At 59.1% G+C, this 26,834-nt stretch carries 27 protein-coding genes; 18 read left to right on the forward strand and 9 right to left on the reverse strand.

Going from position 1 to position 26,834, the window contains the following annotated elements; genetic code table 11:
* Window positions 1–19: 19 nt before the first annotated feature.
* A complete protein-coding gene (locus AD668_RS03635; RefSeq protein WP_053154762.1) occupies window positions 20–994 on the reverse strand; it encodes a D-glycerate dehydrogenase in 975 nt (324 codons plus the stop codon).
* A 199-nt stretch (window positions 995–1,193) separates the two neighbouring features.
* On the opposite strand from AD668_RS03635, the gene AD668_RS03640 reads away from it, so the two are divergent.
* The gene (locus tag AD668_RS03640) at window positions 1,194–1,451 is read left to right on the forward strand and encodes a hypothetical protein (protein ID WP_053154765.1); all 258 of its coding nucleotides are present in this window, start codon (window positions 1,194–1,196) and stop codon (window positions 1,449–1,451) included.
* Between the two features lie 129 nt (window positions 1,452–1,580).
* On the opposite strand, the gene AD668_RS03645 is transcribed toward AD668_RS03640, so the two are convergent.
* From AD668_RS03645 to norR, 5 genes are all read right to left on the reverse strand, one after another.
* A complete protein-coding gene (locus AD668_RS03645; RefSeq protein WP_053154769.1) occupies window positions 1,581–2,330 on the reverse strand; it encodes a YkgJ family cysteine cluster protein in 750 nt (249 codons plus the stop codon).
* 83 nt (window positions 2,331–2,413) lie between these two features.
* Window positions 2,414–2,737 carry a hypothetical protein gene (locus AD668_RS03650; RefSeq protein WP_053154771.1) on the reverse strand — a complete coding sequence of 108 codons (324 nt, stop codon included), beginning with the start codon at window positions 2,735–2,737 and terminating at the stop codon, window positions 2,414–2,416.
* A gap of 260 nt (window positions 2,738–2,997) precedes the next feature.
* Window positions 2,998–3,456 (reverse strand): N-acetyltransferase, encoded by a 459-nt coding sequence (locus AD668_RS03655; RefSeq protein ID WP_053154912.1) that lies wholly within the window; start codon window positions 3,454–3,456, stop codon window positions 2,998–3,000.
* Window positions 3,457–3,483: 27 nt separating this feature from the next.
* Window positions 3,484–4,386, reverse strand: coding sequence for a chemotaxis protein CheV (locus AD668_RS03660; protein WP_053154773.1), 903 nt, complete (start codon window positions 4,384–4,386; stop codon window positions 3,484–3,486).
* A 189-nt stretch (window positions 4,387–4,575) separates the two neighbouring features.
* Window positions 4,576–6,126, reverse strand: a complete 1,551-nt coding sequence (gene norR, locus AD668_RS03665) for a nitric oxide reductase transcriptional regulator NorR (protein WP_053154775.1) — start codon at window positions 6,124–6,126, stop codon at window positions 4,576–4,578.
* Between the two features lie 146 nt (window positions 6,127–6,272).
* On the opposite strand from norR, the gene hmpA reads away from it, so the two are divergent.
* From hmpA to cyoE, 7 genes are all read left to right on the forward strand, one after another.
* Window positions 6,273–7,454, forward strand: coding sequence for an NO-inducible flavohemoprotein (hmpA, locus tag AD668_RS03670; protein WP_053154777.1), 1,182 nt, complete (start codon window positions 6,273–6,275; stop codon window positions 7,452–7,454).
* A gap of 291 nt (window positions 7,455–7,745) precedes the next feature.
* Complete coding sequence (locus tag AD668_RS03675; RefSeq protein WP_053154779.1) at window positions 7,746–8,255, forward strand: disulfide bond formation protein B; 510 nt, start codon at window positions 7,746–7,748, stop codon at window positions 8,253–8,255.
* Window positions 8,256–9,097: 842 nt separating this feature from the next.
* Window positions 9,098–10,042, forward strand: coding sequence for a ubiquinol oxidase subunit II (gene cyoA, locus AD668_RS03680; RefSeq protein WP_053154782.1), 945 nt, complete (start codon window positions 9,098–9,100; stop codon window positions 10,040–10,042).
* A gap of 3 nt (window positions 10,043–10,045) precedes the next feature.
* The gene (cyoB, locus tag AD668_RS03685) at window positions 10,046–12,076 is read left to right on the forward strand and encodes a cytochrome o ubiquinol oxidase subunit I (RefSeq protein ID WP_053154785.1); all 2,031 of its coding nucleotides are present in this window, start codon (window positions 10,046–10,048) and stop codon (window positions 12,074–12,076) included.
* Window positions 12,077–12,079: 3 nt separating this feature from the next.
* The gene (locus AD668_RS03690; RefSeq protein WP_053154788.1) at window positions 12,080–12,706 is read left to right on the forward strand and encodes a cytochrome o ubiquinol oxidase subunit III; all 627 of its coding nucleotides are present in this window, start codon (window positions 12,080–12,082) and stop codon (window positions 12,704–12,706) included.
* The gene (gene cyoD, locus AD668_RS03695) at window positions 12,707–13,048 is read left to right on the forward strand and encodes a cytochrome o ubiquinol oxidase subunit IV (RefSeq protein WP_030128696.1); all 342 of its coding nucleotides are present in this window, start codon (window positions 12,707–12,709) and stop codon (window positions 13,046–13,048) included.
* Between the two features lie 11 nt (window positions 13,049–13,059).
* Window positions 13,060–13,947, forward strand: coding sequence for a heme o synthase (cyoE, locus tag AD668_RS03700; RefSeq protein ID WP_053154791.1), 888 nt, complete (start codon window positions 13,060–13,062; stop codon window positions 13,945–13,947).
* 57 nt (window positions 13,948–14,004) lie between these two features.
* Here cyoE and AD668_RS03705 read toward each other — a convergent pair whose 3' ends face one another.
* Window positions 14,005–14,313 (reverse strand): DUF3077 domain-containing protein, encoded by a 309-nt coding sequence (locus tag AD668_RS03705; RefSeq protein WP_053154794.1) that lies wholly within the window; start codon window positions 14,311–14,313, stop codon window positions 14,005–14,007.
* An 85-nt stretch (window positions 14,314–14,398) separates the two neighbouring features.
* Window positions 14,399–15,817, reverse strand: a complete 1,419-nt coding sequence (locus AD668_RS03710) for a PLP-dependent aminotransferase family protein (protein WP_053154797.1) — start codon at window positions 15,815–15,817, stop codon at window positions 14,399–14,401.
* Between the two features lie 149 nt (window positions 15,818–15,966).
* Here AD668_RS03710 and AD668_RS03715 point away from each other — a divergent pair, with 149 nt between their 5' ends.
* From AD668_RS03715 to AD668_RS03760, 10 genes are all read left to right on the forward strand, one after another.
* A complete protein-coding gene (locus AD668_RS03715; RefSeq protein ID WP_053154800.1) occupies window positions 15,967–17,067 on the forward strand; it encodes a hypothetical protein in 1,101 nt (366 codons plus the stop codon).
* 42 nt (window positions 17,068–17,109) lie between these two features.
* Window positions 17,110–18,390, forward strand: a complete 1,281-nt coding sequence (locus AD668_RS03720) for an acetyl-CoA carboxylase biotin carboxylase subunit family protein (RefSeq protein WP_053154803.1) — start codon at window positions 17,110–17,112, stop codon at window positions 18,388–18,390.
* 51 nt (window positions 18,391–18,441) lie between these two features.
* Window positions 18,442–18,936 carry a RidA family protein gene (locus AD668_RS03725; RefSeq protein ID WP_053154806.1) on the forward strand — a complete coding sequence of 165 codons (495 nt, stop codon included), beginning with the start codon at window positions 18,442–18,444 and terminating at the stop codon, window positions 18,934–18,936.
* Between the two features lie 82 nt (window positions 18,937–19,018).
* The gene (locus AD668_RS03730) at window positions 19,019–19,504 is read left to right on the forward strand and encodes a cupin domain-containing protein (protein ID WP_053154809.1); all 486 of its coding nucleotides are present in this window, start codon (window positions 19,019–19,021) and stop codon (window positions 19,502–19,504) included.
* Between the two features lie 211 nt (window positions 19,505–19,715).
* Window positions 19,716–20,360 carry a glutathione transferase gene (gene yfcF, locus AD668_RS03735; protein WP_053154812.1) on the forward strand — a complete coding sequence of 215 codons (645 nt, stop codon included), beginning with the start codon at window positions 19,716–19,718 and terminating at the stop codon, window positions 20,358–20,360.
* Window positions 20,361–20,382: 22 nt separating this feature from the next.
* Window positions 20,383–21,723, forward strand: a complete 1,341-nt coding sequence (locus AD668_RS03740; protein ID WP_053154815.1) for a KamA family radical SAM protein — start codon at window positions 20,383–20,385, stop codon at window positions 21,721–21,723.
* Between the two features lie 22 nt (window positions 21,724–21,745).
* Window positions 21,746–22,621 carry a branched-chain amino acid aminotransferase gene (locus AD668_RS03745; protein ID WP_053154818.1) on the forward strand — a complete coding sequence of 292 codons (876 nt, stop codon included), beginning with the start codon at window positions 21,746–21,748 and terminating at the stop codon, window positions 22,619–22,621.
* An 18-nt stretch (window positions 22,622–22,639) separates the two neighbouring features.
* A complete protein-coding gene (locus tag AD668_RS03750) occupies window positions 22,640–23,398 on the forward strand; it encodes a TauD/TfdA family dioxygenase (protein WP_053154821.1) in 759 nt (252 codons plus the stop codon).
* A 67-nt stretch (window positions 23,399–23,465) separates the two neighbouring features.
* The gene (locus tag AD668_RS03755; protein WP_053154824.1) at window positions 23,466–24,425 is read left to right on the forward strand and encodes a diiron oxygenase; all 960 of its coding nucleotides are present in this window, start codon (window positions 23,466–23,468) and stop codon (window positions 24,423–24,425) included.
* 15 nt (window positions 24,426–24,440) lie between these two features.
* Window positions 24,441–25,238: an N-acyl homoserine lactonase family protein gene (locus AD668_RS03760; protein WP_053154827.1), complete on the forward strand. Its 798-nt coding sequence runs from the start codon at window positions 24,441–24,443 to the stop codon at window positions 25,236–25,238.
* An 84-nt stretch (window positions 25,239–25,322) separates the two neighbouring features.
* On the opposite strand, the gene AD668_RS03765 is transcribed toward AD668_RS03760, so the two are convergent.
* Window positions 25,323–26,753 (reverse strand): PLP-dependent aminotransferase family protein, encoded by a 1,431-nt coding sequence (locus tag AD668_RS03765; RefSeq protein ID WP_053154830.1) that lies wholly within the window; start codon window positions 26,751–26,753, stop codon window positions 25,323–25,325.
* Window positions 26,754–26,834 lie beyond the last annotated feature (81 nt).

The raw sequence follows: 26,834 nt of genomic DNA on the forward strand, positions 1-26,834 counted from the left end.
TTCAGCCTGCCCGTTTGTTTCAGCCTTTCCAGACTTGCGGATTGACCAGATCCTGCGGGCGGCCACCCAGCAAGGCGCTGCGCAAGTTGTGCAGCGCGCGGTTAGCCATCGCTTCGCGGGTTTCGTGGGTGGCCGAACCGATGTGTGGCAAGGTTACGGCGTTTTTCAGCTGGAACAGCGGCGACTCGGACAAGGGTTCTTTTTCGTAGACGTCCAGCCCGGCGCCGCGAATCCGGTTGTTTTGCAGGGCTTCGATCAGCGCCGGCTCATCGACCACCGGGCCGCGGGCGATGTTCACCAGAATGGCACTCGGCTTCATCAACGCCAGTTCGCGATGGCTGATCAGGTGTTTGGTTTTCTCGCTGAGCGGTACGACCAGGCAGACGAAATCAGCCTCGGCCAGCAATTGATCGAGGCTACGAAATTGCGCGCCTAGCTCCTGTTCCAGTTCGGTCTTGCGGCTATTACCGCTGTAGATGACTGGCATGTTGAACCCCAGGCGACCGCGTCGGGCGATGGCTGCGCCGATGTTGCCCATGCCAATAATGCCCAGTGTCTTGCCATGCACATCGCAACCGAACAGTGGGGCACCGACGGTGGCCTGCCATTGCCCGGCCTTGGTCCAGGCGTCGAGTTCGGCGACGCGGCGGGCGCTGCTCATCAACAGGGCAAATGCCAGATCGGCGGTGCTTTCGGTGAGCACATCCGGCGTGTTGGTCAGCATGATCCCGCGTTCGTTGAAATACGCCAGGTCATAGTTGTCGTAGCCGACCGATACGCTGGAGACAACTTCCAGCCTGGCGGCGTTTTCCAGTTGCGCGCGGCCCAGTTTGCGACCCACACCGATCAAGCCATGGGCGTGGGGCAGGGCTTCGTTGAATTGGGCATTGATGTCGCCGTGTTTCGGATTCGGCACGATGACGTCGAAGTCTTGTTGCAGACGTTCAACCATTGCAGGGGTGACGCGGCTGAACGCGAGGACAGTCTTTTTCATGGGAAGCGGCTCGTCGGGCGGTGAAGAATGCTTAGCAAGCTACAAGTTTCCAGCGGCAGGCTGCAAGTCAAAAAGCCGTTCGCTCGGCTTTTAACTTGAAGCTTGCCGCTAGCAGCTTGTAACTGCCGTTCCGTTTATACTGGCGCCTTTCGCGGCTCGCTCACCGGGCCCGACATTTCATGCATCACCCGGAGCTTTCATGACTTCCCCGAAACAACCGCCGGTCGCCGACACGTTGAGCGACGAACAGGCAGAGCTGCCAGACAGCGTCGACTCCAGCGCCGACAGCGAATCCCAAGCTGCGATCCCGGCCTTCAAGTTCCCGTTCAAACCAGGTGAACTGGCGTCCGCCAAGGGCTCCAACCAGCCGTGGTACAAGAATGGCGCCAAGAATGGCCACACCAAAACCCCGGGCATGGCGCCGCCGGGGACTCGTCGGTCGATGGGTAAGCGCTAGGGTTTCGGGCCGTGCGGTGGTCGATCCGCCGCCATCGTGAGCAGGCTCGCTCCCGCATTTGGAATGCAATCGCCCTGTAGGAGCGAGCCTGCTCGCGATGGCGTCGTCAAAGACGCCAGGTTTTTTGGATCAAGCCGCCCGCAACGAAATAAACGCATAGTTCGCCGGTGTATCTGTCGTCACTTGCGCGCCTGCCGCATACAGTTGCCCGGCGATGTCATCGCCTGACACATGGAACGCCCATTCGCTGCTCCACTCTGGCAATGTTTGCTCAGCCAGGTCGTCGACGATCCCGACAAACTCGGCCATGTCCGGCAGGTAAGCGGTAAAGCCGTCGCCTTTAAGCGCGGTCGTGCGAATGCCCAGCAGCGCGCAAATCGCATCCTTGACCGGGATTTCGTCGCGATCCGCCTGGCGGGAGCGCTGTATCAGGTCTACCAGTGCCTGATCGACCAGACTGCCGCCCACGATCAGCTCTGGCCCTGTTTCCCACGATTCTGGCGGACATTCCTTCACGGCTATGTTCAGAGGAATGTGCGGATTGATTTCCATCGGATAGATACGGCACACCAATGGGCGGCGCTCATAGATGCGGCACAGGTTGTCTTCGTCAAGATTGCGACAGGGACCAACGTTGTACGCGGCAAACGTGATGGCGACATGGGCCGCGGATTCGCCACTGCACACAGGTGCAGAACGGCGCTCGGCGTGCTCACGTTGGTGCTCGGGCAGGCCCAGCCCATTACCCAGGAACGCCTCCACCAGAACGATCACCTGACCGCCATCCGCCGCCCACATCCGGGCTTCGCTCAAGGTCAGGGGGACATGGTGGTCTTTACAGCATTTGCCGCAGCCTACGCAGGAAAACGTCGTGTTCATTGAGCGGTCAGTCGCATCCGGAGTCATGAGGCGGCGACAGAATGCCGCCGCAGATGCGTTTGTCGAAGCAAATTATGCGCCACTCACTTTGCTTTGGCGCAGCGGATGGAATCCCATTCGGTGACGTACGCCGTTTTGTTCTTCTTGTTGTAAAGGCACAGCTCGGTGCCTTGGGCGCCTTTCATGTGTTTTTGCGGGTACTGGCCCTGGAGCAGAAGCGCGGTATAACCGACACGATCGTCGAACTGCGCAGCGTTACCGACCGGTTTGCTGTCCTTCAGGCCGCTGGCTTTGACGCAACTGGCGAGTACGGTCTTGTCGTAGGCGGCCCAGGCGTCTGGGCTGGAGGCATGGGCCTGAATGGCAAGGGTGGTGAGGCAGAAAAAAGTCAGTGTTGCAGATTTCACGGGCAGGCATCCTTGGGGCAGTGGCCGAAGGGTGAGTATGCCTGAAGGGTTTGCGCAGATTTGCCGACCTCTTCGCTGGCAAGCCAGCTCCTACAGAAAATAGTGCTACACCATGATCCGTAGGGGCCGGAGCTGGCGATTGGGCGATGCGGTGTGTCAGGCATACCGCCTTCGCTGGCAAGCCAGCTCCTACAGGTTATGTTTCGTGCACCGAACTTGGTGGTCTCGCTGCAGGCACGAACCTGCTCGCGATGTCGGTATCAGAGCGGAACCGGTTCCCGGCGGATCGCACGCATGCCGATGCTTTCATACAACCGCCGCGCTTGAAGATTGTCTTCCCGCACTTTCAGGTCCACGAAGCCTTCCCGCCGTTGCTGGAACACCTTGAAGGCCTGCAACAACAACGCACGCCCCAGCCCCCGGCCCTGGAATCGGGGATGCACCACCAGGTTCTTGATGTAGGCACTGGTCCAGCAGTGACACACTCCCACGACGCCTTCGCTGTCCAGGGCGATGAAACACAGCACTGGATCATATTCCGGGTCGGTTTCGAACTGCCGTTGCCACATGTCCAGCGTGGCCACGCGACCGCCGCCGTCGAGATAACCGAGCTCCATCAACCGGTGCACGGCTTCTGCGAGTTCGGGGCGGTATGCGCACAATTGCAGGCCCGCAGGCCAATCAGCGGGTGGCACGTCTTCAGTGAGATCGCGCCGCATCAGCCAGCAAAAATCTTCAGCCAAGAGTCAGTAACCTTGCTCGGCGACAGCTTTGGCCGCGGTGATCAGGCATTGGGTCAATTCCGGCGATGAAAACTTGGTCAGCACTGCATTCGCTCCGGCCAGTCGTGCCTTCTCGGCATTCATCGCACTGTCCAGAGACGTGTGCAGCAGCACATAGAGGTGCGCGAAATCCGGGGTTTCGCGCAGGGTGCGGGTGAACGCGTAGCCGTCCATTTCCGACATTTCGATATCCGAAACAATCAGGTTGATCTGCTGGTTGGTGCCTTGCAGGTCCAGCAAGCAGTCGATGGCTTCCTTGGCGCTGCGGGCGGTGTGGCATTGCAGGCCGAGGTTGCGCAGGGTATGCACCGATTGTTGCAGCGCGACCTGGCTGTCATCGACCACCAGAATCCGTGCGCTACCCAGCGTTTCGGCGTCTTCCATGCTCAGTTCGGTCGGGGCCATGTCGATCGCCACCGGGGCGATGCCGTGGATGACTTTTTCGATGTCCAGCACTTGCACCAGCGTGCCATCGACCGAAGTGACGCCGGTTATGTACGCGCGTCCGCCACCGGAACCAAAGGGTGGCGGGCGGATGTCGGTGGTCAGGCAATGGACGATCTTGCTCACGGCCTGAACATGCAGGCCCTGCTTGGAGCGACTGACGTCGGTGACGATCAGGCAGCCGCCGTTCGGGTCTTCCAGAGGTCGCTCGCCAATGGCACGGCTGAGGTCGATCACCGACAGCGACGCACCGCGCAACGTGGCAATGCCTTTGACGTGGGGATGGGACTCCGGCAGCTTGGTCAACGCTGGGCAGGGAATGATTTCGCTGACTTTGAGCAGGTTGATCGCCATCAGCTTGCCGCTGCGCAAAGTAAACAGCAGAAGCGAAAGTGAGTCTGCGCGGGCTTTGGTGGAGGACATAAGAACCTTCTCTGGAAAAAGGTGATGGGCTGTCGCAGGATCGCCGACGGCTATCGATGCAGGGTTATCGACTTGTTTGGGGCTGGCTTTAGCTTAATGAGCAGGGGTAGATCAAAAGATCGCAGCCTGTGGCAGCTCCTACATGGACCACGTTTTTCCGTAGGAGCTGCCGCAGGCTGCGATCTTTGCTTACTTCATCCCCAACCTTTTGGCCATCCGCCCCAGGTTCGCCCGATCCAAGCCTAGCTCACGGGCCGCGCTCGCCCAGTTGTGGTTGTGCCGCTCCAGACAGGCACTGATCAGTTGGCGTTGATAATTCTCCGTGGCCTCGCGCAAGTCGCCGGTCACCGCTTGCGTGACGCTCGTGACGGGTGGCTCGGCCACGGCATCAACGCCGGCATTGGGCAAGTCCAGGTCGGCGGCGCTCAAACTGAGAATCTTTGGCCGTTCCTTGCAGTTGCCCAGTGCTTTCAAGGCGCTGCGGCCGATCAGGTGTTCAAGCTCGCGCACGTTGCCGGGCCAGTCGTAGGCCAGCAATGCTGCCTGGGCGTCGCTGTTCAGGCGCAGGCTATTAAGACCCATGCGCGAGCGGTTCTGCTCCAGGAAGTAGCCGCTGAGTAACAGCACATCACGCCCGCGATCACGCAGGGCGGGGACCAACAATGGATAAACACTGAGGCGATGATAGAAGTCGGCGCGGTAACGGCCGCTGCGCACTTCTTCGGCCAGGTCGCGATTGGTCGCCGCGATCAGGCGCACATCGACCTGATGTTCCTTGTCCGAGCCCAATCGCTGCAATTGACCGCTTTGCAGCACCCGCAGCAGTTTGGCCTGGACCGTCAGCGACAACTCGCCGACTTCATCAAGAAACAGCGTGCCGCCATTGGCCAGTTCGAACTTGCCGCGACGGTCATTCATCGCCCCGGTGAAGGCGCCCCGGACATGGCCGAACAGCTCGCTTTCCACCAGGGTATCGGGCAGCGCAGCGCAGTTGAGGCTGATGATCGGCTTGTCGGCACGGGGCGAGGCGGCGTGAATGGCCTGGGCTACCAACTCTTTGCCGACTCCCGTTTCGCCAGTAATCAACACGGTGAGATCGCTGCCGCCGACCAGATTGATTTCTTCCACCAGTCGCTTGTGCGCCTTGCTCTGACCGATCATCTCGCGGTTCTGCTGACCGCTGGCCTGGCGATAGACTTCGGCGCGCTGGTGCTCGTCTTCCACCCTATTGTTCAATCGCTCAATGCGTTCGGCCGCGTTGACGGTCGCGGCGGCGAGGCTGGCGAAGGCTTGCAGGGCGTCCAGTTCAATCGGTTCAAAACGCTCGGGATCGAGGGCGTCTAGCGTCAGCAAACCCCACGGACGCTCGTCGATAAACAGCGGGCAACCCATGCAGTCGTGGACTTCCAGATGATCATCCAGGCCATCAACCAAGCCGTCATAGGGGTCGGGCAAGTCGCTGTCAGCAGCGAAACGGGTCGGGCCCGGGCCGGCGAGTAACGCTTCGAAACGCGGGTGCTCGCTGACCTTGAAGCGCCGGCCCAGGGTGTCGGTGCTCAAGCCGTCAACGGCCAGCGGCACCAGCCATTCGCCATCGAGGCGCAGCAGCGCTGCCGCGTCGCAGGGGAGAAGGGCGCGCATGGCCTCGAGCAGGCGCCGATAGCGCTCGCCTTCGGGGAGTTCGCGGGACAGGTCGGAGACCAGTGGCAAGAGTGCGGTGAGCAGGGATTTTGCAGTCATAATGACTCCGTGTAGTCGGTATGACTATAAATCAGCTTGTGTCTAAATGACTATAATGTTTTCAAGTTATTGATTTATAACAATTTAATAGTTGGCATGAAACCTGATGGGTATAACGCAACAGTCAGTCGTCCTGGAGTTACCTTATGCTGAGCGCTCAAGACCGTGCCATCGTCAAATCCACCGTGCCGCTGCTCGAAAGCGGGGGTGAAGCGCTGATTACGCACTTCTACCGCATGATGCTCTGCGAATACCCGCAAGTCCGCCCGTTGTTCAACCAGGCCCACCAGGCCAGCGGTGACCAGCCACGGGCGCTGGCCAACGGCGTATTGATGTATGCGCGCCACATCGACCAGCTCGACCAGTTGGGCGATCTGGTGGCCAAGATCATCAACAAGCACGTGGCCCTGCAGATTCTGCCGGAACACTACCCGATTGTCGGCAGCTGCCTGCTGCGGGCCATAGCCGAAGTGCTGGGCGAAGAGATCGCCACACCCGAAGTGATTGCCGCGTGGGGCGCGGCTTATGGTCAACTGGCGGATATCCTGATCGGTGCTGAAGCCAGTATCTACGACCAGAAGGCGCAAGCACCGGGCGGCTGGCGCGGTGCGCGGGAGTTCATCGTCGCGGCCAAGGTTGAAGAGAGCGCGCAAATCACCTCCTTCTACTTCGAGCCGGCGGACAAAGGCCCGATTCTGGTGGCAGAGCCCGGTCAGTACATCGGCATGAAACTGACCCTCGATGGGGAAGAAATTCGTCGCAATTACTCGTTGTCGGCCTTGGCGAACAAGGGCCAGTACCGCATCAGCGTCAAGCGTGAAGACGGCGGTCGTGCGTCCAATTACCTGCATGATCAGTTGCCTGTGGGCGCGAGCATTCAACTGTTTCCGCCAGCGGGCGATTTCACCCTGAGTGCCAGCGACAAACCGCTGGTGCTGATCAGTGGCGGCGTCGGCATCACCCCGACCATTGCGATGCTCGAAGCGGCGCTGCAAACCCAGCGACCGATTCATTTCATCCACTGCGCGCGCAACGGCAGTGTGCATGCCTTCCGTGACTGGATCGACGGACTGGCCGAGCGTCATCCACAACTCAAGCGCTTCTATTGCTACTCCGAGGATGATGGGGTGAGCCCGGCGGCGCACAAGGTCGGGCTGTTGAGTCAGCAGCAGTTGCACGAGTGGCTGCCGCAAGAACGCGACCTGGATGCCTATTTCCTCGGGCCAAAAGGCTTCATGGCGGCCATCAAGCGCCACCTCAAGGCGCTGGGTGTGCCGGAGAAGCAGAGCCGTTACGAGTTCTTCGGGCCGGCTGCTGCGCTGGAGTAAGGGTTTGGCGCGGTGGGCCAGTCTCACCGCGTCGGCTTCATCGCGGGCAAGCCACGTTCCTACAGGTTTTGTGCCGTTCCCATCAATCTGGACCGACACAAATCCCTGTGGGAGCTGGCTTGCCGGCGATTGCTTTACTTCGGTTCCTGAACGGAAAAAAGTTGGAAAGTTAATCCCTTCTTAACTGCCTTATTGTCTATTCCCCCCGAATCCCCCTGACATGCTCCAGACTCTCAAAGGTCCGGATCAGCGTGTAGACTGGCGGGCAATCGAATCTTGAAGGGAAACGCGATGAGCGAGGAAACCATGCGGTTGGGCCGTGAGCGGCGCTATCTGGTGTTGCTGGGCATCATTTGCCTGGCGCTGATCGGCGGTGCGTTGTACATGCAAATTGTCCTGGGTGAGGCGCCTTGCCCACTGTGCATCCTGCAGCGGTATGCGTTGCTGCTGATCGCGATCTTTGCCTTCATCGGTGCGGCCATGCGTTCGCGACGCAGCATCACGGTGTTTGAAACCCTGGTGGTGATCTGCGCGCTGGCGGGCGTCGGCGTTGCCGGTCATCACGTGTATACCCAGTTCTATCCGGCAGTCAGCTGCGGCATCGATGTGCTGCAACCGATTGTCGATGATCTGCCGCTGGCGAAGATCTTCCCTCTGGGCTTTCAGGTCGACGGTTTTTGCTCCACCCCGTACCCGCCCATTCTCGGTCTGTCGCTGGCGCAGTGGGCGCTGGTCGCCTTTGTGCTGATCGTAGTGCTGGTGCCTTTTCTGACCATGCGCAACCGCAAAGCACTGCGGTAAAGACGATCACTGTCCGAATTATTGTCGGACAAAAAAAGCCCCGGCCCTCGATGAGTGGACCGGGGCTTTTTCGTATGGGCGAGCGCAATTCAGGGGGCGGGTGAAAAGACTGTGACAGGTGTCAGTCATGGGTGCGACAAGTGTGCGACATGTTGTCACAGCGCGTATGTCGCAGGGCATTTCAGAGGACTGGATTGGCACCCCGTTGCGCAACGAAATTGTCCGCCTGTGGGCTTTTCACGATTTGGTCATGTTGTTCTGAAACTGGCCGTTTTAACAGTGGCTGGCGAATTGCCAAAGCCCTTGTCACATAGGGGCTCTGGCAGGGTCGTAGACGCCGTGGATGCTATCGAACCTGTCTGAACTGCGGATGGTAGACCTACTATTTTTGGTGTTTTTGTTGAGAATGTATTTCGATAAGATGCGCGACTTTTACGAAAATGGTGAATGATTGTTGCCGGTTCGGATAAAAATTATTTCGGGATGAGACATGGTTTATAAAACGCTACATAACTACAATCGCCCGCACTGAATTCCCGGCCCTGCTCAATCCTTAACCAGATGTTGAGCAGGAGAGGTTAACGAGACTCCGGTGGCTTCATGCGACGCCCAGGTGTCGGTGCCTCCAAAACTACCCGCACCAAATGGAATTGGTCTGTAACAAGGCCTTTGACCACGAATTCGAATAAGAACTCACCGCCAGTCCAGGATTTGTCGAGACGCGTCTGACGCACGACGGGCAGGCCCTTATTCAATCCAAGAAAAATGCCAACCCTTGGCAGGGTGAAGTGTTGGCGATCAAAACCCAACTGCATTGCGCAAGCTGCTTTAGAGGTCGTGAGATGAGTAAAAACAGGTACCCCAGACTACTAGGCTTATTGCCGCTGATCGGCACGTTGTTGCTGTCAGGCTGCAACATGACCTTGCTCAATCCCAAGGGCCAGGTCGGTCTGGACGAGCGAAACCTGATCATCACCGCAACGCTGCTGATGCTGTTGGTCGTGGTTCCGGTCATCGTCATGACGTTCCTGTTCGCCTGGAAATACCGCGCGTCCAACACCAACGCTACCTACACCCCGAAATGGAACCACTCCACCAAGATCGAGATCGCGGTGTGGGCTGTTCCGGTGCTGATCATCATTGCCCTGGGTTACGTCACCTACAAGTCGACCCACGCGCTTGACCCGTACAAGCCGCTGGAATCCGACGTGAAACCGGTGACCATCGAAGTGGTCGCGCTGGACTGGAAGTGGCTGTTCATCTACCCGGAACAAGGCATCGCCACGGTCAACAAGATCGTGTTCCCGGCACACACCCCGATCAACTTCAAGATCACTTCCGACGCCGTGATGAACTCGTTCTTCATCCCTGCGCTGGGCGGCCAGATCTACGCGATGGCGGGCATGCAGACCAGGCTGCACCTGATCGCCAACGAAAACGCTGAGATGGACGGTATTTCCGCCAACTACAGCGGCGCAGGTTTCACCGGTATGAAATTCAAGGCGATCGCCACTTCCCAGGAAGAATTCGACGCCTGGGTAAGTGAAGTCAAAAAGGCACCTAAACAGCTTGAACAAGCTGAATACGCAGCCCTTGCCAAGCAGAGCCAGAACAACCCAGTCGAGCTCTACTCCTCGGTGACGCCGAACCTGTTCCAGACCATCGTCGACAAGTACGAAGGCATGAAACCGGGTCCGAAAGTGAAGCACGAGAAGAAAGAGAAAGAAGTGGCCGCTACGCAAGGAATGGACATGAACGCGCATTCAGCTGCCGGGGCAGAGGAGTAAACGATGTTTGGTAAATTAAGTTGGGAAGCGGTCCCGTTCCACGAACCGATCGTGATGATAACCATCGCCATGATCGCGCTCGGTGGTGTGGCGCTGTTCGCTGCAATCACCTACTTCAAGAAGTGGACCTACCTGTGGACCGAGTGGCTGACGTCGGTCGACCACAAGAAAATCGGCGTGATGTACATCATCGTCGCCATGGTCATGCTGCTGCGCGGTTTTGCCGACGCCATCATGATGCGTACCCAGCTGGCCATGGCCACCGAGGGTTCGCCTGGCTACCTGCCACCTGAACACTATGACCAGATCTTCACCGCTCACGGTGTGATCATGATCATCTTCATGGCGATGCCATTCTTCACCGGCCTGATGAACCTTGCAGTGCCGCTGCAGATCGGCGCGCGTGACGTTGCCTACCCGTTCCTGAACTCCCTGAGCTTCTGGCTGCTGGTTTCCGGCGTAGTGCTGATCAACCTGTCCCTGGGCGTCGGCGAATTCGCCAAGACCGGCTGGGTTGCCTATCCACCGCTGTCGGGCCTGCAATACAGCCCTGGCGTGGGGATGGATTACTACATCTGGGCGCTACAGCTATCCGGTCTGGGGACGACACTGACGGGGGTCAACTTCCTGGCCACCGTGCTGAAAATGCGTACCCCTGGCATGAAGCTGATGGACATGCCGATCTTCACCTGGACCTGCACCTGGGCCAACGTCCTGATCGTGGCTTCGTTCCCGATCCTGACCGCTACCCTGGCACTGCTGACGCTTGACCGTTACATGGATTTCCACATTTTCACCAATGAACTTGGTGGCAATCCGATGATGTACGTCAACCTGTTCTGGGCGTGGGGTCACCCTGAGGTGTACATCCTGATCCTGCCGGCATTCGGCATTTTCTCGGAAGTTATCTCGGCCTTCACCGGCAAGAAACTGTTTGGCCACCACTCGATGATCTACGCTTCGGGCGCGATCTCGATCCTGGGCTTCATGGTTTGGCTGCACCACTTCTTCACCATGGGTTCGGGTGCCAGCGTCAACGCCTTCTTCGGTCTGGCGACGATGCTGATTTCCATCCCGACGGGTGTGAAACTGTTTAACTGGCTGTTCACCATCTACCAGGGCCGTCTGCGTTTCACCAGCCAGGTGCTGTGGACCCTGGGCTTCATGGTGACCTTCGCCATCGGCGGCATGACCGGCGTACTGCTGGCCATCCCGGGTGCTGACTTCGTACTGCACAACAGCCTGTTCGTGATCGCGCACTTCCATAACGTGATCATCGGCGGTGCGGTATTCGGTTACATCGCAGGTTTCGCCTTCTACTTCCCTAAAGCGTTCGGCTTCAAGCTGCACGAAGGTTGGGGCAAGGCAGCGTTCTGGTTCTGGATCTCCGGCTTCTTCGTCGCGTTCATGCCGCTCTATGCACTGGGCTTCATGGGTATGACCCGTCGTCTGAACGCCACCACCAACCCTGAGTGGGTGCCGTACCTGTACGTGGCGATGTTCGGCGCGGTGATGATCGCTGTGGGTATCGCCTGCCAACTGATCCAGCTGTACGTCAGTGTGCGTGACCGCAACAAGCCAGAAAACATGTGCGAACACGGCGACCCGTGGAATGCCCATACCCTGGAATGGTCGACTTCGTCGCCACCACCGTTCTACAACTTCGCTGTGTTGCCGAAAGCCGACTGCATCGACCCGTTCACCGAAGCCAAGGAAAACGGCACCGCGTACAAGGCTCCGGCCAGGTACGAGCCGATCCACATGCCGAACAACACCGCCACTGGCGTAGTGATGGGCGCGCTGTTGACCGTCTTCGGTTTCGCGATGATCTGGCACATCTGGTGGCTGGCAATCGCGAGCCTGGTAGGCACTGTCGTCTACTTCGTGATCCACGCTGCACGTGACGACCAGGGCTATATGGTTCCGGTTGAAACGATCGAGCGCATCGAAGCCGAGCAGCACAAGCGTCTGGTAGCGGCCGGGAAAATCCCGGCCACCGCCACCCGTGTTGAAACCTCGTTGGAACAGGCTTAAACCATGTCGAACTTAGTGACCAATGCTGGACACACCCATGTCGATGGACATGGGCATGATGACCATCACCACGACTCGGGCGAGATGACCGTATTCGGTTTCTGGCTCTACCTGATGACCGACTGCATTCTGTTTGCGTCGATCTTCGCCGTGTACGCGGTTCTGGTTAACAACGTAGCGGGTGGCCCGTCGGGCCACGACATCTTCGAACTGCCATACGTACTGGGCGAAACCGCTCTGCTGCTGTTCAGTTCGATCACCTACGGCTTCGCCATGCTGGCGTTGTACAAGGGCAACAAGAAGGCAGTGCTGGGCTGGCTGGGCATGACCTTCCTGTTGGGTGCAGGCTTTATCGGCATGGAGATCAACGAGTTCCACGTTTTGATCTCCGAAGGCTACGGCCCTAGCCGCTCAGGCTTCCTGTCCGCGTTCTTCACCCTGGTCGGTACCCACGGTCTGCACGTGACCGCCGGTCTGATCTGGATGGGCATCATGATGTACCAGGTGCAGAAAAACGGCCTGACGGCGACCAACAAGACCCGTCTGAGCTGCCTGAGCCTGTTCTGGCACTTCCTGGACGTTGTCTGGATCTGCGTATTCACCGTTGTTTACCTGATGGGGACTATGTAAATGGCTAACCCAGCTCATTCCCACCACGGCCACGATGACGCCGGCCACGGCAGCTACAAGTCGTACGCCATCGGTTTCATCCTGTCGGTGATCCTGACCGTCATTCCATTCGGTCTGGTGATGTACCCGACGCTGCCGAAGTCGATCACTCTGTTGATCGTCCTCGCGTTCGCAATCGTCCAGGTGCTGGTGCACCTGGTGTACTTCCTGCACCTGGACCGTTCGGCCGCGCAGCGTAACAACGTGATTGCGTTTGTCTTCGCCGCGATCGTGATTGTCCTGCTGGTTGGCTTGTCGCTGTGGATCATGTTCAGCATCCACACGTTCATGATGGCGAAGTGAGGTAGATCCGCATGTCCCTTAAGCACTTTATCCAAATCACCAAACCGGGGATCATTTTCGGTAACGTGCTTTCTGTGGCAGGCGGATTTTTCCTGGCCTCCAAAGGGCATGTCGATCTGGCCATCTTCCTGGCCGCCATGATCGGCACGTCCCTGGTGGTTGCCTCCGGTTGCGTGTTCAACAACTGCATCGACCGCGACATCGACCTGAAGATGGAACGCACCAAGAACCGCGTGCTGGTCCAGGGCCTGATCTCCCTGAAACTGGCCCTGATCTATGCGACCGTCCTGGGTGTTGCCGGCGTTGCGTTGTTGTACAAGGTGGCCAACCCGTTGGCCGCGTTGTTCGCAGTCATTGGCTTCGTGATCTACGTCGGCTTCTACAGCCTGTACCTCAAGCGCAAGTCGGTTCACGGCACGCTGGTGGGCAGTCTGTCGGGCGCCATGCCGCCGGTGATCGGCTACGTCGCGGTGAGCAACACCTTCGACATGGCCGCGCTGACCCTGCTGGTGATGTTCAGCCTGTGGCAGATGCCGCATTCCTACGCCATCGCGATCTTCCGCTTCAACGATTACCTGGCCGCATCGATTCCGGTGCTGCCAGTGAAGCGCGGCATCCAGGTGGCCAAGAAGCACATCCTGCTCTACATCCTGGCCTTCCTCGTGGCAACCTTGATGCTGACCTTCAGCGGCTACGCCGGCATGAGCTACCTCGCCGTCGCCGCGGCCATGGGCATGTACTGGCTGTACATGGCCTGGACCGGCTACAAGGCAGTGGATGACACGGTCTGGGCACGCAAGCTGTTCGTGTTCTCGATCTTCACCATTACCGCGTTGAGCGTGATGATGTCCCTGGACTTCAAAGTGCCGACCGAGTTGCTGCTGACGTACGCGCCTTAAGCGTCGGATGCTGTAATGAAAAGCCCCGCCTTCGAGAGAAGCGCGGGGCTTTTTCATTTAGGCGCGGTTGTTACACGGTGCATCGAGCACCTTCACCACGTCGTCGATGATTGCCTTGCTCATGTCCTGCAAAAAATGCGAGGCCCAGGCGTGTCGGTCGGAGTCGCGGACCATGGCGGTGTCGAAGGCGAGCAGTTTGGCGAGGTGGAGCAGTTCGGAGGCGTGGGAAAGGGCTTCGATCACCGGGACACCGGCGTTGATGCGGAACAGTGGTTCGTGGGCGTGGTAGGAGAAAGGGGTAAGGCCGATGGTTTTGAGGTCTTGAGGGACACCGCAACCCCCTGTAGGAGCGAGCCTGCTCGCGATGGCGGTGTGTCAGGCGATATTGATGCGGGATGTGACGGCCCTATCGCGAGCAGGCTCGCTCCTACAGGGGATAGGCGGTGGTCGGTTATTTTTGGGGCTTATCCAGCAACCGGAAAAACCGTTCCCGCACCTGCACATGGTCACTGTGCGCCACGTTGAACCGCAGAAACTGATTGGCATCCGCCGCCTTGCTGAGCATGGTGCCCGGCGCCAGTACCAGATCTATTTCCAGACCCTTTCTGGCCAGGCATTCGGCTTTGAATCCCTCCGGCAATCGCGTCCAGATATACAAACCTTCGCCGGGCAGCGACGACGCCGAACACCCGGCTTCGCCCAGCCACGTCGCCACGCGGCTGTTCGACTCGTAGAGCCGATCCACCGTGCGCCGCATGTGTTTGGCATAGCTGCCGTCGCTGAGCATGGTGCAGATGATCTGCTCGGCCATTTCCGAGGTCATGCCGCCGCAGGCCATTTTCAGCGTCACCATCCGCGCCGCCAGTGCCGGCGACAGCACCGCGAAGCTGACGCGGCTGTTGGCGGTCAAGGTCTTGGAGAACCCGGAGACGTAAGAAACATTGTCCAGCCCGCTCGCCGCCAGGCGCGGTGTCCTGCGCTGCTGCATGTCGCAGTACAGATCGTCTTCGAGGATGTGGAAGTTGTAGCGATGGCTCAACTCCAGCAAGCGATACACCTGCGCTGAAGTGAACGAGTGACCGGTCGGGTTGTGCAGGGCATTGTTGGTCAGGTAGAGCACGGGGCGGTGGGCGATCAACAGTTGCTCGAATGCCTCCAGGTCCATGCCGTCGCACTCGCGGCGGATGGTGATGACCTTGACGCCGTGCCACGCCAGATTGGTGTGCATCGTGAAATAGCACGGGTCATCGAGCAGCACCGTATCGCCGGGTTTGACCAGCAGACGCATCAGCATGTCGATGGCTTGCACGGTGTTGGCGGTGGTGATGATCTGGTCCACCGGCACTTCGATGCCCAGGGTCGACATCTTGACCCGCAAGGCCTGGCGCAGTGGCAGATAACCGCTGGCGTTTCCGTATTCGCCCATGCGCAGGGTCGTGGCGCGAAGCGTTCCGCGCACGGCTTTGAGCAGTTCTTCGGCAGGCAGCCACGAGGTGGGCAGGAAACCGGCGCCCGGACGCAGCGCGCCATTGTCCTGCAGGACTGCGCGGCGGACCACGCTGAGGGTGTCTTGCGGCAGCAGGTCCGGGCCGGCATCGGTCTCGAGGGTGGTGATGGAACGATGCACGTAGTGCCCCGAGCCCTGGCGCGACACCACCAGACCCTTGGCCCGCAAGCGATCCAGGGCATCGACCACGGTGGATTTGCCCACGCTCATCAAGTCGGAAAGTTCGCGAATCGGCGGCAGTCTGGAACCGTGTGGCAAGCCGCCCTGACTGATCGCCACGGTCAATTGATCGACGATCTGCTGCACCAGCGGGACTCCCGGCTGGAACTCGATGGCGGCGATCACTGCGCGCTGAACCTGCATTTTACTGGTCTCTCCGGCAGTAAAGTTCGTTGGATTCTATACGAACTTGCTCTGACCAAGACAAGCATCTCTTTCTACTATCGCTCTGGAAAGTTTCAGGATTGTCGAGCAGTGCCCGTTCGACAGCCCGCCGATTCATGAGGTGTTGGATGAGTGTAGAAACAGCTGCCGTCGTGACGAAACCGGTGATCAACCTGCGGTTGTTCACCATTCGGATCATCACGGCCGTGGCGCTGTTCGCGGTGCTGGGCAAGGCCAACGTCTGGCTCGATACCGCCACCAACAGCATATTGGCCCTCGGTTATCGGGCCTTGTTGCTGCTGTTGCCCTTGACGTTGCTGGTCCTCGGCCGCCGCTCCTTGAGCGTCACGCTGCTGTGCGCCGTTCTCGGTCTGGTGCTTCTGGCGGTCACCCGCCACCAGGGCATCATCATGTTTGCTGCCGCGTTGTTTGCCTACGGCATTGCGATTGCCGGTTACCTGATCAAGAGCGAAGCGGCGCAAACCAAAGAGGGCGCCGCCTACAACCGCGTCGCCATGAACATGGGCAGCCTGTTGGCGGGGTTGATCCTGCTGTCGCCGCTGCTGACCCCCACGGTGTTTTTCCTCGGCGCCGCCGCTTTCGTCCTGCTGTGCCTGCCCATCGCGATGGGGGCGAGCTTCACCACTGAAGCCGCAATGGCCCGTCCGGCCAGTCAGGAGGGCAGCGGCTGGCGCAACAAACTGCCGTGGATCATTGCCGGCGTCATCATGGGCATCAAGCTGTTCGGTGTGTTCTCGATCCTGCCGCAGGCGATCCTGCTTGAGACCGGTGAATTGCCGGCCTGGTACGGCCTGATGCTGATCCTCAACAGTGCCGTGGTGGTCTTTGCGCAAGTGCCGGTCATGAAGCTGATCGAGCGCACCGGGCGCTTCAAGGTCTTGACGGTGATCGGGATCATCGTCGGCGGTTTTGCCGTGCTGTCTTCGCCCGCTGCATTCCACGTCGAAACCCTGACCGGCGCGTTGATCTGGGTCGCACTGCTGTCCATCGCTGAATGCGCGTTCAGCCACCTCGACTACTTCTCGGTCAAGCAGAACAACATGTTCGTCAAAGAGGTGTCCCTGGGCGTCGGGGCCGGGCTGACCGTGCTGATCATGCGGGTCATGCCTGCCCCCTGTAACGCTCTGGTGCTGGCCGCCATTGGCGCTGGCGGGATCCTGGTCTGGTACTGGCTCAACCGTGAGTCCATTGCGTCGCTGCATGACTGAGTCATCGCCGCTTCGGTTTTCAGTTTGTACGTCGGGGGCATCATGAATATGACTTCATGCGTAGTGGTGGTGGGGTACAACGGCGGCCGGGTTCACGATATCCAGAAGCTGCGCGACCTGTGCAAGTCGATGTACGACGCCAGGCTGGTCCTGCTGGTCGAGCACATTCAACCCCATGATGATCAAGTAGCCGACCATGTCTGCAGCACATCGCTGGCGGAGAACGATGTGGCGGCGTCCCTGGAGCTGGTCGTGGGTTGTCTGAAGGCGGATCGCTGGAAACTGATCGGCGTGTTGCCTTTTTCAGATCGCGGCGTGGTGCTCGGTGCGGCCTTGGCCAGTCATTTCGGCCTGCCCGGTATTACCCAGGCTCAGGCGCGGGCGGGGTTGGACAAACAGGTTTTGCGCAAGCTCGAAGCCTCGGCCACCACCGCGCCGGAGGACTACCGTCCGGTGGCGTCCATTCGGGTCGAAAGCCTTGCAGAACTGCGTCAACGGGTCATCGAGCTGGGCGGTAAAGCATTCATCAAGCCAGCCTGCGAAGGCGCGAGCCGCGGTTGTCGGGTCATCCGTCACCCGTCCGAATGCGACGAGGCATGGCAAGCGCTCAAGCCCTATCTCGAGGGCGGCATCGTACTTGAAGAGCTGATCCAGAATGCCCGGGAATTCAGCTGGGATTTTGTTGCGGGAAGCACCTGGATCACCGAAAAAACCACCACCGACGGGGCTTACCGCGCCGAGATCCAGCAAGTGGTGCCCGCACCGTTGACGCCCGACGCGCAGATTCGGCTGATGGCCGCCGGCCGCCACATGGCGGGGTTGGTTTCCCAGGACAACGGCGCCTGGCACAACGAAGTGTTCTACAGAGCCAATCATCGCACCTCGGCGGTGGAAACCAACATGCGCCCCGGTGGTATGCACATCTGGGACCTGGCCAAGCGTGCATTCGTCGATTTCGACCCATGGGAACGCTGGATTCGCTGGGCAGTGGAAGGTCAGATCGACAGTTATGACCCGGTGCCTCGTGGCTACTGCGGCATACGTCTGCTTCGGGCGACGGCTGTCGGCCTCTTGCGCGATGTCCCGGATATCCAGGCGCTGGCCCGGTCGATGGACATCGATCTGGAGGAGGCGGTGCTGACCAAACGCATAGGTGATTCGGTCACTGCACTGGTGAAAGACAATTTTTCGTTTATCGGCCACATCGTGTTGTTCAACGAAGATTACCAACAGCTCGGCAATGATCTGTTGCGTCTGGCCGAGGCTATCGAATCCAGGGTCGGTATCACCAGCCTGGCTTCGCCGGCCAGGGTTTGGAGCTGAGTCGTTGGGGTCGATGTTTTTTTTGCGGTATTGATCAAGAGGGTTGGGTAAATGATTGAGCACATGACCTGTGATGAACGCTTCATCGCGCTGGCACAGGAGTTCGGTTACGACATTTATGGCGAGAACACCGTTGGCGGGCACTACGCACCGCTGATTCGCCACCATGATGAACTGTATATCAGCGGTCTGGTGCCGCGCATGAACGGTAAAATTCACTTTCCGGGACGGGTGGGGCAAGACCTCACCATGGCGGATGCGCAAGCGGCCGCCAGCATCTGTGCGATGCGCGGGTTGGCGCTGATTGTTGATGCCATTGGATCGCTGGACAAGATCAAGTCGCTGATTCGAGTAGCGGTGTACGTGAGGTCCACGGAGGACTTTGTCGACCTCAGCGAAGTCGCCAATGGTGCGTCGGATGTTTTCAGTCACGTGTTGGGCGACGCAGGGAAACATACACGCACTACGGTGGGTGTTTATCAGTTGCCAAAAAATGCGGCGATAGAAGTTGATATGATCGTGGCGGTACGGCCATCGCCGTTATAAGCAGCTGATATTCGCTTTACAGTGCCAAAAGGTTCGCCTAAGGTCGAGAGACCAAGTTGGCGAACTGCATTGGAAATAAAAAATGAATAACGTTAAGGGTGCGTTTTTTTCATATAGGGATTTTCGTGAAAGTTTAGAGCAGCAGCCAATCAAACCCTGCGTGTGGACGGGGGCCGAACTTGCCGATATGCGCGCAACGCTCGCAGGCAGCGATGTTGATATTGTCGCCTTGGCCCACGAGAAAAACGCCGAAGGTTGCCAGTTGACCCCCGGCATGGCGGTGTCCATGCAATGGCTGATACCGGGTTCAACACTCGATGCACATGCACATGCCTGGTGGCACCTGTTCATCATTCAGTGTGGCAGCGGAACATTGACCCTGGGCGACGCCGATGCAGTGAACGTCAACCCTGGCGACGTGTTGCTGGTGCCGGCCTGGACCCGGCACGGCTTCGTCAACACCAGCGATACCGAGCACCTGGCGATGCTTAACCTCAGCAACATGCCGCAGATGGCGTTGCTTTCCAATCATGCCGACAGTGTGGGTCTGATCCCCCGTCAACTGTAGTTCCCCCTTCTGTTGCACTCAGGGAGTCCGCGTTTGCCGGCTCCCTTTTTTCGTTTCTGTCGCCCCACAAAAAACCTTCCGGGCACTGGGCGTGTTCGACTGTCTGTATCGATAGAAACAGACATATTCTGTATCTGTTCAGCACCTGACCAACTTACTACGATCGCTTCACAAGCAATGGATTAATGTAGTTAGTGCAAGGGAGCTTTGAATGGATAGTGCAAAATTTAAACTGTATCTCGGTGCGGATTATGTCAGTGCTTTTGCGATGTCTGCATTTGTGGCGCTTAAGGAAAAGCAACTTTCGTTTGATCTTGTGACGCTGAACTTGAAAGCACGCGAGAATTATCAAGGGGATTACCGCGATCTTTCATTGACCTGCAAAATTCCGGCGTTAGTTCATGAGGAGTTTGCGCTGTCGGAATCTTCGGCCATTGCCGAGTACCTCGACGAGCGCTTTCCTGGAGGTAAAAGACTCTACCCGCAGGACATCAGGCAGCGCGCTCGCGCCCGTCAGCTTCAGGCCTGGCTACGCAGTGATTTGCTGGTAGTACGCAAAGAGCGCCCGTTTGACCTGGTGTACTTCGGCAAAAAGGACTTTCCGTTGTCCGACGACGCCCAGGCCGCTGCTGATCGCTTGTTCTTCGTGGCCGACCGCTTGCTGGAAAAGGGCGCCGAGCACTTGTTCGGTGACTGGAGCATCACCGACACCGACCTGGCAATCATGCTCAACCGACTGGTCGCCAATGGTGATCAAGTCCCGCCGAAACTTGCGGCGTATGTCCAACGGCAGTGGGACCGCGACAGCGTTCGGGCATGGATGGACATCGAGCGCAAAGCGCCGGCCATTGCGTAAAACGACCCTCAGGAGCACGGCCATGCAGGGACTGTCGGAGCACGATCGCTATAAGCCCTACAACGCACGCACCATTCGTGACACACCTTACTGGCACCAACTGGCGCCGGCCTTGCAGGAGGCCATGACCGTCGTGGCCCGCGTCATGCCGTTTCGCACCAACGAGTATGTGCTGAGCACGTTGATCGACTGGAACAACATCCCGGACGACCCGATTTTCCGCATGACCTTTCCCCACAAGGACATGTTGCTGCCGGATGAATACGCATCGCTCAAGCACCTGATCGAGCTGGACGACACGGCGGCGATCAAACGCCGGATCGAGGCGATCTGGCTGCGCATGAACCCGCATCCGGCGGGGCAGTTGACGCACAACAACGCCACCCACGACGGAAAAGTCCTGCAAGGCATCCAGCACAAGTACCGCGAGACCGTGCTGTTTTTCCCTGGCGCCGGCCAGACCTGTCACGCGTACTGCACCTTCTGCTTCCGCTGGGCGCAGTTCATTGGCGAAGAAGAACTGAAGTTCAACGCCCGTGAATCCCAGGAACTGGTGAGCTACCTGCGAGTGCATACCGAGGTCACCGATGTGCTGATCACCGGCGGCGATCCCATGATCATGAACACCCGCTCGCTGGCTGGGTACATCGAGCCGTTGCTGGCACTGCCGCACCTCAAGAGCATTCGTATCGGCACCAAATCCGTGGCGTACTGGCCGCAGCGGTTTGTCAGCGACAAGGACGCACCCGAGTTGCTGGAGCTGTTCCGGCGGATCGTCGCGGCAGGGAAAAACCTCTCGATCATGGGGCACTACAACCACCCGGTGGAGATCCGCCAGGACATCGCCCGTCAGGCCATCGAATGCATTCGCTCCACCGGGGCGACCGTACGCATGCAGGCGCCGGTGATCCGCCACATCAACGAAAACCCGGCCGACTGGGCGGCGCTGTGGACCGAAGGCGTGCGACTCGGTGCAGTGCCTTATTACATGTTCGTCGAACGGGACACCGGCCCCAGTCACTACTTCGCGATGCCATTGGCCCGAGCGTTCGAGATCTTTCAGGCGGCCTATCGCACGGTGTCCGGGCTGGCACGCACGGTGCGCGGGCCGTCCATGAGCACCTTTTACGGCAAGGTGCTGATCAACGGTATCGAGATTGTCGCCGGGGAAAAGGTCTTCGTGCTGCAGTTCCTTCAGGCACGCAATCCGCACTGGGTGTTGCGCACGTTCTATGCGCGATTCGATCCGCACATCACCTGGTTCGATGACATGCGACCGGCGTTTGGCGAACGCTCGTTTTTCTTTCAGAACGAGTTCGAAACGACGCCCGAATTAATACCGGTCCTGCTGCAAACGGCGTAGGACGATTCAGAGGATTAAGGATATGAGCGCAATTCCGTTTGATCAGCGCGAAGGCGTGATCTGGCTCGACGGCGAGTTCGTCGAGTGGTCACGGGCGCAGTTGCATGTGCTGACCCATGGCCTGCATTACGCGAGCACGGTGTACGAAGGCGAGCGCGTGTACAACGGCAGGATTTTCAAGTTGCGCGAGCACACCGGACGGCTATATCGCTCCGCGCAACTGATGGATTTTGCGATCCCGTTCGAACCCGCCGAGCTCGAAGCGGCCAGTCACCAACTGCTGCAACGCAACCAGGTCATCGACGGTTACTTGCGGCCGGTGGCCTGGCGCGGCAGCGAGATGATTTCAACCTCGGCGCGCTTCAACCGTGTGCATGTGGCGATCGCCTGCTGGCAGTGGCCGAGCTATTTCGATCCGGCGGCACGCATGGCCGGCGTTCGCTTGAAAATCGCGTCCTGGCGTCGTCCGCCACCGAACAGCAGCGCCTTCGAAGCCAAGGCGTCCGGGCATTATCAGATTGCGACGCTGAGCAAACACGATGCCGAGAACAACGGCTACCACGATGCCCTGATGCTCGACTGGCGCGGTCATGTCGCCGAAGCCACCAGCGCCAATGTGTTCTTCGTCAAAGACCGGACGCTGCACACGCCGGTGCCGGATTGTTTCCTCAACGGCATCACCCGGCAGACCGTCATCGAACTGGCCAGAGCGCTGGATTACCAGGTTATCCAGCGCACGATTCTGCCTACGGAAATGGGCGACTTCGACGAGTGTTTTCTCACCGGCACCGCCGCCGAAATCACCCCGGTGCAGAGCATCGACCAACAGCACTATCGACCGGGCAACGCCTGCCGCGACTTCATTGCCGCTTACACCTCAATCGTCAACGCCGAATAACCTGTCAGGAACCTCACCATGTCAGATCAAGGGATTGTTGCGTCTCAACCTTACGTTTCACTCGGTCATCGTCATGAAGAATTATCGACCCAAGGCTGGACGGTGCTGAGCCCGGACGAGTTTGTCGACGATGTCGTAGCAACCTTGCACGAATTCGGTCCGATCATTGCGCAGTTCAACGGGCAGATGGCGTTCGCCATCACCCGCAAACCGGGCTACGAAGATTTGCCGTATTCGCAGAGCATGAACGGCATCGGCCCGCATACCGAGGCGCCGGTGTATGGGCCGCCGCCGCGTTATCTGGCCCTGCATTGCCATCAGCAGGCGACGTGCGGGGGCGGGCATACGGGGTTGGTCGATGGTTATGCGTTCCTGAAGTCGCTTGAGCACGCCGAACCGGAACTGCGCGAATGGCTCGAAGACACACCCGTGGAATTCGTCGCCACCGCCAAACCGGGCGAACCGGCGCAAATCCGGGTCAAGGAATACATCCTGACGCCCACCGAGGAAGGGGACATCTTTCGCTTCAGCTACAACCAGTTTCACTACGGCGATGTGAATCCGTCGAAAGAGGCGTTGCAACAATCGCAGCTCGCCAACAACCTTTCTCCACTGGCCAGATTTGCCCTGCTCGGCGAAACGTACTTCGTCGAGCACAACGTTCCGGTGCTGATTCCCGACGGTTGCCTGCTGATTTGGGACAACTGGCGAATGATTCACGCCCGCAGTCGTTACACTGACCCGGCGCGCCACCTGACCCGCTATTGGCTGGCCTGAATTTTCTGTCGCCCTTCATTCTTTTGGCGTACCCCTTGGCGGGTACGCGTCCTACAGGTATCGCGTCATGCAGACAGCAATCGAGATCGCCCAGGTCGATCATCAACTGATCGTGCGGCTCAATCAGGCCTGGACCAAGCGCGCCACGGTGTGTTCGCCGGACAGGGGCCAGGTCGACGAAGTGTTCGACCCGGCGCGTCCGGATTATCCGGAGTGCATGGTGCCTTTTTTCCACCACCCCAAGTTCCAGGTCCTGGACGACGCGCTCAAGAGCCGCGTGGTGACCTGGGGCTGGATCGGCTACAACCTGCGCACCGTCACCGCCGAAGAACTGGTGGTGAACCCGGCGTTGAGTGTCATTGCCAATCAATACCTGGGCCAGGACGACTGGCATTTTCGCGAGGCCATGCAGCAGACCTTGATCGACGAGCATTACCACACGCTCATGCATTTGCGCGCCATCGAGCGGACCAAACGGGACCGGGCGCTCGATCAGGATCTGGACCTGCCGCCCTCGGTCACTTACCTGCGGCTGAAGGCCCAGCGCGAAGCACTGCCCGAGCAATGGCAGCGCGATCTGGCGGCGATCACCTTCGCGGTGGTGGCCGAGATCAGCGTCAACGCCTACCTGGATCTGCTGGCGGATGACCAGACCATTCAGCCGCAAAACCGCCGCGTCGCCGAACTGCACAACCGCGACGAATACGCCCACAGCAAGGTGCTCGCCGAAGTGGCCAAGGTCATGTATGCGAATATGCAGCCGGTACAGCGGGAATTTTTCGCACGCAACCTGTCGGTGGCGCTGAGTGCTTTTATCGCCCAGGACTATTCGATGTGGGAGGCGATTCTGACGCAGCTCGGGGTCGAGGACGCGGCGCTGATCATTGCCGACACCCGCGAGAGCAACAAGAACGCGACGATCATGCGCGACTACAGTGGCCTGCATAAATTGGCGCAGGACCTGGGCATCAGCGAGCAGATCGACTTCGATTTCCGTCCGACCCTCAAAGCCACGGCTGCGGCCTGATCCCCGGAGGTGCTCATGTCCGCTCCCGAGTATGAAGTGTTCGCTATTCGCGTAGGCGCCAACGCCCAGCGTACTGCCAGGGAAAACTTTCTTTACGATGCATGCTGTGGCGATCCGAATGCGCCGATGCCGCTGGATTATTACTTCTGGGTCATTCGCAATGACCAGCAGGTGATCGTGGTCGACACCTGTTTCCAACCGGCTACGGCGGACCGGCGCAATCGTCAGATGTACCGCCTGCCGGAAGAGTCCTTGGGGCAATTGGGTATCGATCCGGCGCAGGTCGAGCATCTGGTTCTCACTCATTTGCATTGGGATCATGCCGGCAATCTCGGGTTGTTTCCCAAGGCCACGGTGCATTTGCAGGAAGCGGAACTGCGCTTCTGCACCGGTCCGAAAATGGCCCATCACACGGTGAACAAAACCTACGAGGTCGAGGATGTGATGTCGGCGCTGCCACCCCTGTTCGAAGGGCGGATGCGCTTGCACAACGGCACGGTTGAAGTGCTGCCCGGCGTGACGTTACACCCGGTGGGCGGGCATACGCCCGGCAGTCAGGTGGTGCGGGTCAATACAGCGCGTGGCTGGATTGTGCTGGCGTCGGACGCTGCGCATTTGTGGCTCAACATTCGTGAGCGCAGCCCGTTTCCGATCCTCGATGATCTGGCGCAAACCCTTGAAGCGTTCAGCGAAATCGACCGTCTGGCCGATGGCGATGACCATGTGATTCCCGGTCATGATCCGCTGATCGCCGAGCGTTTTCCGCATTGGAATGATGACCCGCATATTATCTGCCTGCACCTGCCCGCGTAGGAGCTGCCGCAGGCTGCGATCTTTTGACGTTGATTTTCAAGATCAAAAGATCGCAGCCTGCGGCAGCTCCTACAGGATGTGTGGTTAGCCCTGGGCTTTCAGGATTTTGCCCAACGTCTCCAGCGCCTCATCGATCCGCGCCGAGTAAGGCGCCCCACAACCCATCCGCACGAAGTGATCAAAGTGCCGGGAGTTGGAATAGATATCCCCAGGTGAAATCTGGATGCCGACTTTCAACGCGTCCTGAAAAAACGCCATGGATGAATGCCGGCGAGGCAGTTCCACCCACAGCAACGTGCCACCCTGCGGGTTGGTTAAGCGGGTGCCCAGCGGGAAATATCGAATAATCGCCTCGCTCATCTGTTGACGTTGCAGTGTGAGGGTTTTGCGCAAGCGTCGCAGATAACGTTCGTAGGACGGCGTTTTCATGAAGGCGCTGACCGCCAGTTGTGACAAGGCTTCGCACCCCCGGGTCTGGGTGTGTTTGAGCATTTCCACGCGTTCATGCCATCTCCCGGCGCTGATCCATCCCAGACGCATGCCCGGGGCCAGGGTTTTGTTCAGCGAGGCGCAATAGATCACGTTGTCGGTCAGGTCCCAGTGCTTGAGCGTGGACAGCGGTTGCTCGGTGTCCACCAGATCGCCGTAGGAGTCGTCCTCGATCAGTACCGTGCTCTGTTCGGCGCACAGTTTCACCAGCCGTGCCTTGTTGGCGTCGGGCATGATGCTGCCCAACGGATTTTGCAGATTTGGAATGACGATCAACGCCTTGATTGGCTCTGGACCCTGCAGCAGGCTTTGCAGGGCCGTCAGATTGATTCCCGTGTGCGCCGAGGCCGGGACTTCCAGCACCCGCAGGTTCAGGCTTTCGAGGATTTGCAGCAGGCCATGGAAGGTCGGCGACTCCACGGCGACCGTATCGCCGGGGTGCGTGACGGCACGCAAGGCCAGGTTGATTGCTTCCGTCGCGCCGTTGGTGATCACGATTCGCTCGGCGACCAGGTGGGTCCTGGTGGACAAGGCCCGCCGTGCCAGGACCTGGCGCAACGCGCTATTGCCGCACGTCGAGCCAGCCGCACCGAGTAAATGCGAGTCGTAGCGCAGCGACTTGATCATGTTGTCTTGCAGGGTTTTCAGCGGATAGAGCTCCGGGGCACAGTAGGCACTGGCGAAGTTGACCTTGATCGTCGCCCGCTGACTGGCCTTGAGCACCGAGGACACCTGTTCATGAATGCCGGTGTAACTCCCCGTGTCCAACAAGGGCGGGAGGGCAATCGGGGTGGGTTTGGACAAGGCATCGGGTTGGCGAATGTAGTTGCCTGAGCGGGGCCGCGCTTCGAGCACGCCGCAATCCTCAAGCTCCCGGCACACCTGAACGGCGGTTGACAGACTGACTGCATGTTTTTCCATCATCAGGCGGATCGAAGGAAAGCGTTCGCCGGTTTTCAGGGTGCCGCTGCGGATGGCGTCCAGATAATGGTTGGCCAGCTGACGATACAAGGGCGTCGTGTTCATGATGACCTCAGCAGTCGCACCACTGAGGTCTGGGGCTGGAAAGTGAGTTGACGCTCCCGCAGGCGGACCCGTGGTGCAGGG

It is taken from the genome of Pseudomonas sp. P1.8 (assembly GCF_001269805.1).
GTDB lineage: Bacteria > Pseudomonadota > Gammaproteobacteria > Pseudomonadales > Pseudomonadaceae > Aquipseudomonas.

Excerpts from the sequence above, each read along its gene's own strand:
- AD668_RS03645 (WP_053154769.1), bottom strand. The coding sequence starts at position 2,330 with ATGAACACGACGTTTTCCTGCGTAGGCTGCGGCAAATGCTGTAAAGAC.
- AD668_RS03690 (WP_053154788.1), top strand. The coding sequence starts at position 12,080 with ATGTCGAACTTAGTGACCAATGCTGGACACACCCATGTCGATGGACAT.
- AD668_RS03765 (WP_053154830.1), bottom strand. The coding sequence starts at position 26,753 with ATGAACACGACGCCCTTGTATCGTCAGCTGGCCAACCATTATCTGGAC.
- AD668_RS03710 (WP_053154797.1), bottom strand. The coding sequence starts at position 15,817 with ATGCAGGTTCAGCGCGCAGTGATCGCCGCCATCGAGTTCCAGCCGGGA.
- AD668_RS03755 (WP_053154824.1), top strand. The coding sequence starts at position 23,466 with ATGCAGACAGCAATCGAGATCGCCCAGGTCGATCATCAACTGATCGTG.
- cyoE (WP_053154791.1), top strand. The coding sequence starts at position 13,060 with ATGTCCCTTAAGCACTTTATCCAAATCACCAAACCGGGGATCATTTTC.
- AD668_RS03740 (WP_053154815.1), top strand. The coding sequence starts at position 20,383 with ATGCAGGGACTGTCGGAGCACGATCGCTATAAGCCCTACAACGCACGC.
- AD668_RS03675 (WP_053154779.1), top strand. The coding sequence starts at position 7,746 with ATGAGCGAGGAAACCATGCGGTTGGGCCGTGAGCGGCGCTATCTGGTG.
- AD668_RS03760 (WP_053154827.1), top strand. The coding sequence starts at position 24,441 with ATGTCCGCTCCCGAGTATGAAGTGTTCGCTATTCGCGTAGGCGCCAAC.
- AD668_RS03725 (WP_053154806.1), top strand. The coding sequence starts at position 18,442 with ATGATTGAGCACATGACCTGTGATGAACGCTTCATCGCGCTGGCACAG.
- AD668_RS03640 (WP_053154765.1), top strand. The coding sequence starts at position 1,194 with ATGACTTCCCCGAAACAACCGCCGGTCGCCGACACGTTGAGCGACGAA.
- AD668_RS03715 (WP_053154800.1), top strand. The coding sequence starts at position 15,967 with ATGAGTGTAGAAACAGCTGCCGTCGTGACGAAACCGGTGATCAACCTG.
- hmpA (WP_053154777.1), top strand. The coding sequence starts at position 6,273 with ATGCTGAGCGCTCAAGACCGTGCCATCGTCAAATCCACCGTGCCGCTG.
- AD668_RS03720 (WP_053154803.1), top strand. The coding sequence starts at position 17,110 with ATGAATATGACTTCATGCGTAGTGGTGGTGGGGTACAACGGCGGCCGG.
- cyoB (WP_053154785.1), top strand. The coding sequence starts at position 10,046 with ATGTTTGGTAAATTAAGTTGGGAAGCGGTCCCGTTCCACGAACCGATC.
- AD668_RS03730 (WP_053154809.1), top strand. The coding sequence starts at position 19,019 with ATGAATAACGTTAAGGGTGCGTTTTTTTCATATAGGGATTTTCGTGAA.
- AD668_RS03660 (WP_053154773.1), bottom strand. The coding sequence starts at position 4,386 with ATGTCCTCCACCAAAGCCCGCGCAGACTCACTTTCGCTTCTGCTGTTT.
- AD668_RS03655 (WP_053154912.1), bottom strand. The coding sequence starts at position 3,456 with ATGCGGCGCGATCTCACTGAAGACGTGCCACCCGCTGATTGGCCTGCG.
- cyoA (WP_053154782.1), top strand. The coding sequence starts at position 9,098 with ATGAGTAAAAACAGGTACCCCAGACTACTAGGCTTATTGCCGCTGATC.
- AD668_RS03635 (WP_053154762.1), bottom strand. The coding sequence starts at position 994 with ATGAAAAAGACTGTCCTCGCGTTCAGCCGCGTCACCCCTGCAATGGTT.
- norR (WP_053154775.1), bottom strand. The coding sequence starts at position 6,126 with ATGACTGCAAAATCCCTGCTCACCGCACTCTTGCCACTGGTCTCCGAC.
- AD668_RS03745 (WP_053154818.1), top strand. The coding sequence starts at position 21,746 with ATGAGCGCAATTCCGTTTGATCAGCGCGAAGGCGTGATCTGGCTCGAC.
- cyoD (WP_030128696.1), top strand. The coding sequence starts at position 12,707 with ATGGCTAACCCAGCTCATTCCCACCACGGCCACGATGACGCCGGCCAC.
- yfcF (WP_053154812.1), top strand. The coding sequence starts at position 19,716 with ATGGATAGTGCAAAATTTAAACTGTATCTCGGTGCGGATTATGTCAGT.
- AD668_RS03750 (WP_053154821.1), top strand. The coding sequence starts at position 22,640 with ATGTCAGATCAAGGGATTGTTGCGTCTCAACCTTACGTTTCACTCGGT.